At 65.1% G+C, this 12,089-nt stretch carries 13 protein-coding genes; 10 read left to right on the plus strand and 3 right to left on the minus strand.

What is annotated here, in order from left to right:
• Positions 1-33: 33 nt before the first annotated feature.
• Positions 34-219 carry an FxLD family lanthipeptide gene (locus BM199_RS31630; RefSeq protein WP_009151814.1) on the minus strand — a complete coding sequence of 62 codons (186 nt, stop codon included), beginning with the start codon at positions 217-219 and terminating at the stop codon, positions 34-36.
• A 450-nt stretch (positions 220-669) separates the two neighbouring features.
• Here BM199_RS31630 and BM199_RS31635 point away from each other — a divergent pair, with 450 nt between their 5' ends.
• The 10 genes from BM199_RS31635 (at position 670) to BM199_RS34095 (ending at position 11,228) form a co-directional block, all read left to right on the plus strand.
• Positions 670-1,953: a helix-turn-helix domain-containing protein gene (locus BM199_RS31635; RefSeq protein ID WP_091679590.1), complete on the plus strand. Its 1,284-nt coding sequence runs from the start codon at positions 670-672 to the stop codon at positions 1,951-1,953.
• Between the two features lie 14 nt (positions 1,954-1,967).
• Positions 1,968-2,327 carry a hypothetical protein gene (locus BM199_RS31640; RefSeq protein ID WP_073575400.1) on the plus strand — a complete coding sequence of 120 codons (360 nt, stop codon included), beginning with the start codon at positions 1,968-1,970 and terminating at the stop codon, positions 2,325-2,327.
• Positions 2,320-2,532, plus strand: a complete 213-nt coding sequence (locus tag BM199_RS31645; protein WP_199542942.1) for a hypothetical protein — start codon at positions 2,320-2,322, stop codon at positions 2,530-2,532. Before BM199_RS31640 ends, BM199_RS31645 begins: the two co-directional genes overlap by 8 nt.
• Positions 2,533-2,631: 99 nt before the next feature.
• On the plus strand, positions 2,632-4,086 hold the full coding sequence (locus BM199_RS31650; protein ID WP_091679564.1) for a tyrosine-type recombinase/integrase: 1,455 nt from the start codon (positions 2,632-2,634) through the stop codon (positions 4,084-4,086).
• A gap of 53 nt (positions 4,087-4,139) precedes the next feature.
• On the plus strand, positions 4,140-6,071 hold the full coding sequence (locus BM199_RS31655) for a hypothetical protein (protein WP_143101984.1): 1,932 nt from the start codon (positions 4,140-4,142) through the stop codon (positions 6,069-6,071).
• Positions 6,068-8,539, plus strand: a complete 2,472-nt coding sequence (locus BM199_RS31660; RefSeq protein WP_091679569.1) for a hypothetical protein — start codon at positions 6,068-6,070, stop codon at positions 8,537-8,539. Before BM199_RS31655 ends, BM199_RS31660 begins: the two co-directional genes overlap by 4 nt.
• Positions 8,539-9,006 carry a hypothetical protein gene (locus tag BM199_RS31665; protein WP_091679571.1) on the plus strand — a complete coding sequence of 156 codons (468 nt, stop codon included), beginning with the start codon at positions 8,539-8,541 and terminating at the stop codon, positions 9,004-9,006. The genes BM199_RS31660 and BM199_RS31665 overlap by 1 nt, the downstream gene beginning before the upstream one ends.
• 9 nt (positions 9,007-9,015) lie before the next feature.
• Positions 9,016-9,531 (plus strand): NUDIX hydrolase, encoded by a 516-nt coding sequence (locus BM199_RS31670; RefSeq protein WP_091679574.1) that lies wholly within the window; start codon positions 9,016-9,018, stop codon positions 9,529-9,531.
• A 102-nt stretch (positions 9,532-9,633) separates the two neighbouring features.
• A complete protein-coding gene (locus tag BM199_RS31675; RefSeq protein WP_091679577.1) occupies positions 9,634-10,365 on the plus strand; it encodes a hypothetical protein in 732 nt (243 codons plus the stop codon).
• Positions 10,366-11,057: 692 nt separating this feature from the next.
• Complete coding sequence (locus BM199_RS34095; protein ID WP_009151804.1) at positions 11,058-11,228, plus strand: hypothetical protein; 171 nt, start codon at positions 11,058-11,060, stop codon at positions 11,226-11,228.
• A gap of 35 nt (positions 11,229-11,263) precedes the next feature.
• Here BM199_RS34095 and BM199_RS31680 read toward each other — a convergent pair whose 3' ends face one another.
• Together BM199_RS31680 and BM199_RS35065 are read right to left on the minus strand one after the other, a co-directional pair.
• Complete coding sequence (locus BM199_RS31680) at positions 11,264-11,863, minus strand: Rv1733c family protein (RefSeq protein ID WP_112276278.1); 600 nt, start codon at positions 11,861-11,863, stop codon at positions 11,264-11,266.
• 106 nt (positions 11,864-11,969) lie between these two features.
• A complete protein-coding gene (locus BM199_RS35065; protein ID WP_281245775.1) occupies positions 11,970-12,080 on the minus strand; it encodes a universal stress protein in 111 nt (36 codons plus the stop codon).
• Positions 12,081-12,089: the final 9 nt, after the last annotated feature.

Here is a 12,089-nt window from a genome sequence, read left to right on the forward strand (position 1 = left end):
AGCCCCTGGCGGGCGTCCGGTCGCTCGTGACAATCAGGCGGCGCTGATGCAGGTCGACTTCTCGCACGTCGTCCCGCAGCCGTCATCCGTCATGTTGATCAGATGCGCCGGGTCCACCACCTCGACCAGCGTGATGTCGAGGTCGAACTCCGAGCCCATCTCGACCTCCGCGGCGGGCGTGGCCACCGTGGTCGGCGACCACTCCATCTGAACCGTCACAGATCCTCCTTCGTGGGTTTTACGCTCCGAGTCCCGGCGAGTCGGCCGTGACTTCGCCCGCCAGGCGGACCAGCCCGGAACTCGACCGAGGTACCGAGCGCTCCCGCCAGCACACCCGCGAGCGGAATTCCATCGAAGTGGAGGGCAGTCCTACCACCACACACCCCTCGACGGCACGTCCCGGTGAAAGACGCTTCCGGATACTCGGGCTGCGCCGAAGCGGAAGCTCGCCCGGACCGCAGCGATATCAGTCAAACCCCTGGTGATCAACGATAGCCAGAGCGCCGACGCGGCGTCGATGAGGCGGCAATGAGGCGTCATCACCTCTGACCTGCATAAACGCCTTTTCAGAGGCGGTAGTCCGAACGGGTACAGCTCGCCGAGCGGGTGATCAGCCTTGACCCGTAGCTGGCTATCGTGGCAGGTGACCGACGGGGTGAGGTGGTGTTCATGAGTGACCGACGAGATGCCTTCGCCGCGCGGCGTGAGCAGATGGGCTACACCCAGGAGAGCTTCGGCGCGGCGGTGGGCGTGGAGTTCTCCACGGTCGGACGCTGGGAACGCGGCACCCTGACCCCGCAGCCGTACCGTCGACCGTGTTTGGCTAAGACCCTCGATGTGAGCCTCGACCAGTTGGATGCGTTGCTCACGCCGAACCGGCAAGCTTCTACCATTGCCACTGAACCAGCCGACCCTGCGGAGGCCGACGACATGAACCGTCGTGACCTGCTGCGCTTGTTCAGCATGACCGGCGCGTTGCTCGCGCTGCCTGCTGGCGAGACAGTACTCGGCGACGTCGACCGGCTCGCCGCCACAGCTCACGCGGGCACGGTGGACACGGCGGGAGCAGCGGAGTTCGCCCAGCTCAACTCCCACCTGTGGCGCGTGTACGCACTGTCGCCGACCAAGGCCCAGGTGCTGCCGCTGGTCCGAGCCCAACTCGGTGTACTCAGCGACTCCTTGCGACGACCGCAGACACCGACCATCCGACAACGGCTCTGCGAGCTGACCGCCGACCTCTTCCAGTTGGCGGGGGAAATCTTCTTCGACGGCAACCGATACACCGACGCCGCTCACTGCTACACGCTTGCGGCAACAGCGAGCAAGGAGGCCGTCGCTTCCGACCTGTGGGCCTGCGCGTTGACCAGGCATGCTTTCGTCGCCGTGTACGAGCGCCGATTCGCGGATGCCGCGCCGATGCTCGACGTGGCCGCCACCATCGCACGTCGAGGCGACCCCAGCCTGTCGACCCGACACTGGGTCGCCGTGGTGCAGGCCGAGACCTTCGCCGGCCTCGGCGACTTTGACTCCTGCCAACATGCCCTCGACACCGCTGCTGAGGTCCAGCGCCTACGGGGCCAGGTGCACAACGGCGGCTGGCTCCGGTTTGATGGCTCCCGCTTGGCTGAAGAACGCGGAACCTGCTACGTCACGCTGGGCCGCCACGACCTAGCTGAAGCGGCTCTGGTCGACGCCCTGCAGGGCACCTTGACCGCCCGCCGGAAAGCAGGCGTCCTGACCGACCTGGCGATGATCGGCGTGCACCGTCGCGACCCGGACCAGGTCGTCACCTACGCCGACACCGTCCTGACTACCGCCCGCCAGACCCGCTCGGGGGTCATCGCACAGAAGCTGCGGGTCCTTCAGCCACACCTTGCTTCCTTGCTCAACGACCAACAAATCCAGCGACTCGATGCCGAGATCACCAAACTCGTCGGCAACCGCGCCGCGTGATGGAGGACGACCGAATGCACAACGACCGTGGCCGCGTGTTCCGCGAGGCGTGGATCGCCGGAGTCACCAAGCACTACCCCGGTGAGCCGAAGCCTGGCTACATCACCCCGTGGGACCAGACCCCCGACTGGGAACGCGACGCCGCGACCGCCGTGTACGACCAGGTCGTCGCCTTCATCAAGGCCACCGACGGCGCCACCACCAAACTGACCCCAGACCAGAAAGGCCGCTTTGTGGCGTTGTGCTGGATCGGCCAGATCTTCAAGCACTTCCCCGAGCCGAAGCCGTCGTACGTCGCGGACTGGAACGATTTGCCGGACTGGCAGAAGGCGACGGATATCGACATCTTCGAGCGCATCGAACGCGATGCCTGACCAGGCGACGATCGACGCTGCGGCCGTCGATGCTCGCCTTGCCGAGACCGAGTACGACGACGCTCAGGCGTGGCTACACGCACGTTCGACCGCGTTGGAGCCGCTCGCAGCCGAGGTCTGGGTCACCGACCCGGAGCACCGCCACGTGCTGCTCGTGCGGCACCGGGTGCGAGGCTGGGTACCGCCTGTTATGGCAAGTATTTGAGCCTGTCTCACCGTTCCGTGGCGTTCGTACCGCTCTGTCGCCTTTGATTCGTGCCCGCTAGGTTCTGGGAGCCGTATAGCTCTCACTGAGGGGCGAACGATGGATCACTTCTTCGTGTCGAGGGACAAGGTCCGTCGATATTTTGAGCCCGTGCCTGGTCTTGGCGTTGACGGTCTCACTGTCCTGCGGCGGAAGGGTTCGCCGCAGGATGGGACTCCGTTCTTCCTCGGACGGGATATGCGGCCGGTCGAGCCACTGTGTTCGTTCATGTTCGAAATGGCCAAGACTCACCAACCTAAGACGTTGTCCGATTACACCTACGACCTGCTCGACCTCGTCGACTTCCTGGCTCAGCTGGAACCGTCGACTGACGTCCTGTCGGCGACTGAGGAAAACCTGATCGCCTACCGCGCTGAGCGGACCGAGCTACAGGACAAGCCGAACGCGCCGGCGACCTGGAAGCGCCGACGAGCGCTGATCAACAACTTCTATGAGTGGGCGGTCGAGGCCCAGTGGCTGGACCGCAAGCCTTATCGCCGGCTGCGCAACGGCCGGGACGTCCTGGCCTGGGGTGCGGTATCGGATCTGGACATTCGCCATCTGACCCACCGGCAGTGGCGATTCCTCAAGCAGGTCGGCTTGCGGGGAATGCTTCCAGCAGACCGGGTCGACCTGTCGTTCCGAGGTTCGGCTCCGCTCAGGAACGCGGCGGCAGCGGAGCTCGCGGTGACGACAGGGATGCGCTTGAGGGAATTCACCTCGCTACTGGACATCGAGGTCGGACTCCCGCGTCGTGACTGCCTGCCGGTCGACGTACGGCTGGAGATGATCGCGAAGTACAGCCTGCCCCGCGATGTGACGATCCAGCATTCCGTGATGAAAGAGCTCGACCTTTACCGGCGCACCGAGCGGGCCGCCACGATTCGCAGGGCGGCACCGGCGTTGACCAGGCGCAGAGCCGAGCTGTTCGTCGTCACCGATATCGACGAGCGGCAGATGAAGGTCAGCGGGCGGCTGCATGGGAGACGCCGGACGTTCTCGATCGAGAAGATGACCGCGGAGCTGCGGAGAATCGCGGTGACCGAAGGGCCTTGCGGTCTGGAGCCGATGGCGTTGTTCGTCGGCCGTGGTGGCCGGATGCTCAGTAAGCAACGGTGGGAACAGATCTTCGATGATGCGCACGCCAGATCTCTTCGGATTGCAGCTGAAAACGGTGTCGATATGGTGATGCCGCGCAGGTTCAGAATCCACGATCTACGGCACACGTTCTCGGTTTACATGTTGGAGCAGCTCACCCAGTTGGTGATTGCACAGGAGACGGACCGCAGACTCAACGGTGGGCACAATGCTTACCTGGCCGACCACATCTGCCGCAATCCGCAGTTGATCTTGCAGCGGCTACTCGGACATCTGAATCCTGGGTCGACGATGAAGTATTTGCGTTACGTCCGGAACACCAACGTTCTTGTGGCCCAAGCTATTGCCGAGTGGAATGAATCAGACAAGACCTACGCGGAGTACGCGGCTCTTGCCGCGGAACGCGCGGTCCTGTGATGGCCCGCAGAGGCGAACGTGCTTCGCGCCCACGTACGATGGTGGTGCCAGAAGTGAAACCCGCCAACTCCGATAGGATCGGGGACCGGGTTATAGTCCGGGAACGGCGAGGGCGAACGGTGCGGTTGAGTATCGCCCCCTCCCTGTTCCGATGTTCCGTCCTGGTCGCGGAGCTGGCGGACGAGGCTGTGGCGTACGCCCATCGGGTCTCGCTGCGCAAGCCCGATTGCTATTTCACGGCCGTGCGGGAGCTGGGAACGTTCCTCGATGAACACTTGCCGACCGTCGGGTGCGAGCCTGCAGAGGCGCGTTTGGCCGGGATGAAAATCGATCTGATCGAAGCCCTCTTCTGCTGGGAGGCAGATCTGCGGAGGCGGCACGGGCTGCGATCAGCGGAGCCCTACCGCAAGGCCGCGGCTGTGCTGGCGCTGATCGATATGCGTGCGGAGCGCGACCCGAATGTTCCGGAGACCCTTCGTCGTCGCGCGGCGGGGCCTCCGACATACAAGCGCCGCCCCAACGCGGTCCTTGACGAATACTCCAACGAGGAACGGTTGGCACTGCAGGAGGCCGCAAGGGCCGACGTCCGGGCACTGGAGAAACGCCTCACTCGGGGGCAGCATCTGCTGAGATCCGGAGCTGACCCCCGCCGCGAAGGCTGGCATGACCTCGCCAACCTGGTCTGGGCCGCCAAGCATCGCCTTCTGACGACCACAGATCTCCTCGAGCACCTGCCCATGAATTCGTCATCGTGGTCGCAGCCGATCAAGGACGTTATCGAAGCGAACCCGCCTGGCAGGGAACGTGGAGTCTATGCCTGCTTGAAAGCGATCAACCGGTTGCTGTTCCCGTCCGAGCAGGACCTGCAGCCCTTCCGGGTACTCCTGCTGCTGGGCATGGCCGACTGCACCCCCGAGGAACTCCTCGACCTGCGTATGGCGGACCTGGAGTTCTCTGACGCGGGCGTGCGAGTGCGGCAGACCAAACTCCGCGCGAATCGCATCCGGGCTGATTTCCACCCGGACCTTCCTGATAGCAAGGCCAGCACAGGCGATGTCGCGGATCTGGATGGGGACACCGGAAGCGAGGTGTATCTTGCCGTCGGCAGGTGGGATGTCGGTGGGCTCCTACGGCGGTTGATGGAGGTCACCTGGCAGGCACGCGAATCGTTCGACTCCGAGGACGTGCTGTTCCTCGCGGTCGAAGCGGGCCGTCCCAGGACCACTATGCGGGCCAGAGTCGCCACATGGACTGAGGACCACAACGGGTTCAGCGCGTGGATCAGCTGGCATCGCAACGACGACGGCACACCCGCTATGGCGATCTCTCAGCCGCACTACGCCCGAAGGCTCCGCAAGACCGTGAAAACCGCCCGTGTGGCCGCCCTCGGCGGAACCCTCACCGATGTGGCGGCGGACGACCATCACATCGAGGTCTTCCGTCACCATTACGCCCACGGAACGACGGCGCTAACACTCGCCGGACGATCCATCAACCGCGCACAAGAACGCGTCTTCCACACGATCACGACCAAGCCGATGCTCCTCGACACTCAAGCAGAGCATCGATTGGCCGAACCCGAGGTCGCCGAGGCCGCGGGGATGACTGTGGAACACGCCGCCGCGATGCGCGCCGGGGAGTACGACATGGGCCTGACTCACTGCCGTGATCCCTACGATTCGCCATTCACCCCTGGCGGGAAGCCCTGCCACGTCGCCCCGGCGATGTGCATGATCTGCCGCAACGCCGTCGTATTCATCTCGCAGCTGCCGAGGCTGCTGCTGCTGGCAGCCCACATCGAGCGGATGCGCGACGCCCTGGACCCGATCCGCTGGACGGCAATCTGGGGGACCCAGGCCACAGCCCTGGCCGAGGTGTTCGCGGAATGCACAGCACAGCAGCTCCACGACGCCCACGAAGCGATAGGCGACCAGGGGCTGCGGCTGGACCTGCCGCTGGGTATGAGGACGGAGTATGACCGGTGAGCACGACGCCCCAGCCGACGGCAGTGACTTCCACCCTTGTTTCCGCTGATGAGGCGGTCTTCGGATCCGGCCACCCGCTCGTGGAAGGCGTCCCTATTCCCGAGTTCGGCGAGAGCAGGTCCTGGAGTTTCGGGTGTATTCGCCGTCCGAGCAACGTCCGCCCGGCGGCGTGGAAGGTCAACTTCACGGTGATCGATTCCGTCTGGAACCTGCGGATCCGGGAAATCTGCTTCAGCATGCTCAACCCCACGCACAAAGTCATTCGGGACGCGGGGATCGCTCTTGTCGCCGAGCCGGCGGCGCACAGCACGGTCCGGCAATGCGCCTACACACTGGGCAAACTCGCTGCCTGGGCGTTGGCCAACGACATGCCCGCCGACATCGCGGCCTGGCGCGAAGAAGACTGGGCCGGATTCGTGGAACACATCACCGCCAGGGCGAACGCGCTCAAACCCGACGCGACGGCGCTGAGCTGGCTCTCGACGCTCGCGCCGGTACTCACTCACGGCGGCATGGCTCAAGGGCTGTGGAACACCGATACTTTCCGGGAGATCAGGCACCGCAGCGATACTCCGTCGACGGCATCCATACCGCCATCAACGTGGTGGCCGCTTCTGCGGGCCGCATGGGCCTACATCCACGAGTTCTCGCCGCACATCCTCGACCTACGCGATCAGCTGGCGCAGCAACCAGATCCTGGCGACAGCCCTGAACGTCGACCGGCCTTCCGCACTCCGGCGGGAAACGACGAGCTGGTGGACAACTGGCTCGCGAACCCCGACAACCTCGTTCCAGTCCACAAGTACGACCACCAGACGAAGTCGGCTGGGGAGCCGATCTGGCATCATCTCGCGCTGACGATCACAGGCGGCACCAACACGGGGCTCTTCCAGACCACAAGGAAGGGAGCGGCGCAGCGCCGGCGAGACGCCGTCCTTCGAGCCGTGGAACGGGGGCAGGTACAGGCCTACTCCTGGTCAGAGATGCGGGCCCGGACCGACGTGGTCAACCATCCCGCCATTTACCTCGGCCGAAGCACAGCTGCACTCGATCAGGTTCTCGACGACTGGCTTACCAATCCCGACAACCTGATCCCAATCCGCACCAAGCAGCCACGTGCGCCGCGCTCCGACCTCGAACCTGGAACGATCATTTGGACTGCACTGGAAGCACTGATCTACGGCACCGCGGGCACAGCACCCTTTACACAGCGCTCCGTGACTAGCGCCGCGCGCAGACAGAAGGTCGAGGACGCTGCCGCGGCCGGGCGGGTACAGAAGCTCGCCGGAACCATGACGACCCGCTCACTTCCGATGCCCTGCAAGGACTTCACCTCAGTCACCCGTCAGGACGGAACCACGCGGCCGTGGCGCGGCCAGATCAGCGTCGAGGAACTCGCGGACGAAATCCGCATGGTCAGGGCGGCATGTTATGTGTTCATGGCAGGACTGACGATGATGCGGGACTCAGAGATCCAGGAAATCGAGCGCGGATCCCTCACTGCCTATTACGGAGCGCCCGCAGTCAAGTCCCGAAAGCTCAAGCACGACCCGGCGCAACCGGAACTCAACTGGTGGATCAGCGCGCCGGTCGTCGAAACTCTGGCAGTTCTTGACCGGTTGTCCTGGCATCACACTCACCTGTTCGTCGCTCTCGATCCGCCCAGGGTGACCGCTCACAACGAGGACACGGTGCGCGGAATCGATGCCGCCGGCGAGATCGACTTCTTCGTCGCGGGAGTCAACGCTTCCCTCGAACGAACGGGTTTGGAAGAGATCCCGGCCGGCCGCATCCGTCCGCATATGTTCCGAAGAACCATGTCGATCATCTGCAGTCAAGAGCCCGACTCCGAGATCGCCCTCGGCCATCAACTCAAGCACCTGGCCCGTCGTACCTTGGCCAACCGAATCACCCAGGGCTACTCCCGCATGGATACCCACTGGGCCAAGGAGTTCGACAACCAGCTCGAACTCGCCGCCGCTGGGCGACTCGTCGAACTCCTCAAATCCCGCCGGTCCGGCACCGACGTCGCAGTCGGTCCCGCAGCGGCCAAGCTCCACTCCGGCCTCGACAACGTGATTGCGACGATGAACAGAGCCCCAGCTCTGCGAGCTCAACTCGCTGACGAGCAAATCGAGGTCCTGCTGTTACGGGATGAGTTTGCTGACCTGCATTTCGGCACGGTCAACCACTGTCTCTGGGACCCCGCTCAGGCGGAATGCCAGAACTCGCTACCCGAAGGGCAGCGAGGGAAAACGCCCGTCCTGGGAGCCTGCCAGCCCGCACGGTGTCGAAACTCGGCAGTAGACCAGGACAAGCACGGCCCAGTCTGGCTCGCCGAGGACGCCGATCTGACGCGCATGCTCCGCGACCCGCGGCTGGCCACACCCCGCCGCGCAGCCCTCGAGAACCGCCTGTCCGAAGTCCGGCTGATCACCGGTACCTGGCTGACCAAGGAGCGCCCCTGATGGCCGTCTCGCCCCCGACCGAGACCAAGCTCCGAGCAGCGATACAACGACTGCTCGACGGAGTTCCGATCCACACAGACGGCGCACTGACCAAAGAAAATCTGGCCCGCGAAGCGGGCGTCAGCCATGCCACCGTTCACCGTGCTGGCGAGATTCTGGCCGAGTGGGACACCCGAGTTGCCCGGCCGGTCCTGCGCTCCACCGGTGAGGTTCGTCGGGCCGAGAAGATCGAGGCACTCACAGCCGCGCTACGCGCCGAAAAGCGGGCCGTCACCGAACTGCAGGGGAAGCTCGATGCGCTCGCTAGCGTGACCGCCGACCTCTACCACGAGAACCTGACGCTGAGGAAGAGGCTTGACAAACAACCTCCAGTGACCTCAATGGATACCAGAGCAGCCAGGTCCGAATCTTCACCTGTTCGTGGCATCGAGCGTGCACGAGGTCATCGGCAAACCCGCCCGCTCTAGCCTGGATCGGTGACCCCTCACGCCCCTGGTCCGGACACACTGCACGCGGCCATCGTCGACGCCGGTCTCGCGGAGTTCGAGTTCGACGACGCACGAATGTGGCTGAAGAACGCGTGCCACGGCCCCATGGCCCCTTTTGCCGCCGACGTCTGGGCCTTTGACAGCACCTTCCAGCACATCCTTCTTGTCCGCCACCGGTGGCGGGGCTGGGTTGTCCCTGGAGGAATGGTCGAACGAGGAGAGACACCTCGACAGGCAGCGCGCCGTGAGCTGGAGGAGGAAACGGGGATGGCCGCCGACCTCCTCGAACTCCCTGCTGCGGTGACCGTCCGTTCCTACCGCTCGGATTGGACACCCACGCTCGGGCTGACCTATGCCGCCGTTGTCGACCCCTCGCTTCCCCTGAACGGCGAACGTCATCAATCCGCAGCATGGAACCCATTAGCGCAGGACTGGACAGGCGCCTTTCCCGAGGACATCACAAGAATCCGACGCTACGCCCAGGCAGGGGCATCAGCGCAGTAGTCGGGCACTCGTGGGATGCCGCCGGGGCGATAGACCATCGGCTCGTCCTGGTGGTCGGCGGCCTTTCAATCTTGTCGAGCATCGAGACGAGGCGCACCGTACGTGCTGGTCGCCGCGGGCGCTGCCCAACTCGGGTTGTCGGTGGCGGCGGTGCCGAGGTTGTCCGCGGCGTGCATGACGGTGAGATGCGACGATGACGACATGGAGGACGGCCAGAGCGAGAAGGGCGCGTCGCAGCTGCCAGATGGCCGCGGTGGGCTGACGGTGGTGGCCGGAGCCGCGGTGATGGGGGCGCTGACCGTGGCGGTGACGACGATGGTCATTCTGTCGTCCGCGACAGCTGAATGCACCGACACCTCTGGGTCGATCCTGTGGTCTTGCAGGCCTTCATCATCGGTTGCGTTGCTGCTGCCGATTGGGGGGTGGGTCGTCGCGCACCTTGTTGTGCTGGTGACGGTGCCGCGGCTCCGACGTGCCCGCGATACAGTCCTGCCGCACACAGCCCTGCTTCTGGTGTCGGTGGCGATCCTCGTGAGCAGCGGGCTCACTGTGGTCTGGGTGGTGTGGGCGTCGTGGGTGCTGTCCGCGGTTGTTGTTCTGACTGTCCCGATGGCGGGGGTCGTGGCCTTCGCGGTCGCACGGTACCGGTGGTCGGCGGCACTTGTCGCCATTCTCGCCGCGGCGGTGGTTTCAGGCGGTGTGGTCGGGCTCTATGATGTCCTGCCGCTGGCGCCGGTTCTGGTGCCGTTGCTGTCGGCGGTGACGCTGACCGTCACGATGTCGGTCTACGCACGCTGGGCCGCGGGCCGGTCTGTGTCTGTGGCGCGGCGCTAGGCTGAGCTGTGAGGCTCCGCCGGATGTTTCTGGACCAGCCTGTGAGGGTGCGCCTCGACTTTTCTGACGTTGCCCGTAGGGTGTGTCGGCCAAGGATGTTTCGTTGTTGAGGAGCCGGTCGGGTGCAGGCACGGGCGAGGATGGGCCGATTCGGGCTCGTGCTTGCTCTGCTGGTGATGCTGCTCGGGATGAGTGCGGCTCCAGCGCACAGCACCGACGGCGGGTTTGCCGGGCAGCACCCGGTGTCGGTGATTGGCGAATCCGCGTCGCCTGTGCCGTCGCCGGACAAAGGTCTTCATGACCGGCCGCACCTGTCGGAGGCGGCGCGACATGTGCTGGCCACGGCGCTACCGGAGACCTGCTGGGCTGTGGGCCCGGGCACGAACCGTGGATGCTCCCTGCAGCGATGCTCGGCCGGCAAGGTCGGCGCTGGAGGGATAGCGGCTGCGGCGTCGACACGGCAATCGTGTCGGGCGCCCCCGGTCCGCGTGAACGGAACGATCCAAGCCTGACGCTGTTCACGTCGCTGCTGCGCGCATTCTGCGACGTGACTGTGCTGCCTGGCCCCATCGAGAGCGGGCCGGTGATCCCGTAATTCTCTTAACCACTGTCCTGGGTGCGTTCAGCCCGCCATGTGCTGGGCGGATGGCGGCGTTATCCGGCTCTACCCCTGGTTCCTGGAGGACCGAAACATGTCTGTTGTCGTGCTGGCACTGTTGATCATTTCGCTCGTGGCCGCGGCCGTGCTGATGGTGGCGATGCTCGTGAAGGACAAGCCGTTTTACGGCGGTATTGGTCTCTGTGTGTTGCTCGGGCCGGGTGCGGTGCTGACGTTCTGGTACACGACCTTGTCCTGGGGTTAGACGCGGCCCGCGCGCCGTCGTCGCGGTTGGGGCGTTCAGGGCGGGCCGTGGCCGGTGTTCAGGCGTGCCCACTCGTGTGCCCAGTGGGCGTAGCGATGCTGGTCAAGTCCTGCCCGCAGGAGCCAGAAGGCGGCCGACAACGCGCCGACCACAATCAGCCAGGTAGCGATGGCGGTGGCTGCGGCATGACCGGCGGCGTCCTGCGGCGTGGCGGGTGACGACGTCACCTCGCCAGCAGTGTCAATCCAGATCGGTACCTCGCTGCCCGCGGACATCCCGGAACTGGCCGGGACAGCCCCCGTGAGCTCGATGCCCTCGGATGTGGTCCACCGGGCCTGCGCGCGCGTGCCGTTCTCACTGACTGGCCCGCGCCCAGCTCGGGGTCTCGATGGGGCGTCGGCGAGCAGGGTGGCCGTGGTTTCGTACCGGCTGGCCATCGCTTCCTCGGCGATCTGGCGGTTGTGTGCGTAGCTGCGCTGCCCGTGAGTAACGACAACGGGGATGGTCAGCAGCGACAGCAGCACAACGATCACGAGAGCAGCGGCCTCGATTCGGTCGGAGCCTCGCGCCACAGGGCTTCGCCCCGGGCGGAGACGCCGGGCGAGCCGCAACAGGTACATGGAGGTATCGGGCATGCCGGGCGACCTCCTCCGGTCCCGATCGCCGGTTGAAGCCACCTTTCAGGGTACGACTGACACGGGCATCGGACATGTTGATCACCGCTGCCCTGGGGAGATGCGTTCAGGTGACGGGAGCGACGAGGACGGGGGTGGGACTGCGCGTGAGCAGTTCTGTGGTGACACTGCCCAGCAGGAGTCGGGTGAGCCCGGTACTCCCGTGTGTGGCGGTGATCGCGAGTGT

It is taken from the genome of Amycolatopsis marina, from assembly GCF_900111885.1.
In the GTDB taxonomy this organism is placed as follows: domain Bacteria; phylum Actinomycetota; class Actinomycetes; order Mycobacteriales; family Pseudonocardiaceae; genus Amycolatopsis; species Amycolatopsis marina.

What these genes read in the sequence shown, in the direction of transcription:
- BM199_RS31665 (WP_091679571.1), top strand. Translation starts at nt 8,539, where the DNA reads ATGGCCGTCTCGCCCCCGACCGAGACCAAGCTCCGAGCAGCGATACAA.
- BM199_RS31650 (WP_091679564.1), top strand. Translation starts at nt 2,632, where the DNA reads ATGGATCACTTCTTCGTGTCGAGGGACAAGGTCCGTCGATATTTTGAG.
- BM199_RS31645 (WP_199542942.1), top strand. Translation starts at nt 2,320, where the DNA reads ATGCCTGACCAGGCGACGATCGACGCTGCGGCCGTCGATGCTCGCCTT.
- BM199_RS31640 (WP_073575400.1), top strand. Translation starts at nt 1,968, where the DNA reads ATGCACAACGACCGTGGCCGCGTGTTCCGCGAGGCGTGGATCGCCGGA.
- BM199_RS31680 (WP_112276278.1), bottom strand. Translation starts at nt 11,863, where the DNA reads ATGCCCGATACCTCCATGTACCTGTTGCGGCTCGCCCGGCGTCTCCGC.
- BM199_RS31635 (WP_091679590.1), top strand. Translation starts at nt 670, where the DNA reads ATGAGTGACCGACGAGATGCCTTCGCCGCGCGGCGTGAGCAGATGGGC.
- BM199_RS34095 (WP_009151804.1), top strand. Translation starts at nt 11,058, where the DNA reads ATGTCTGTTGTCGTGCTGGCACTGTTGATCATTTCGCTCGTGGCCGCG.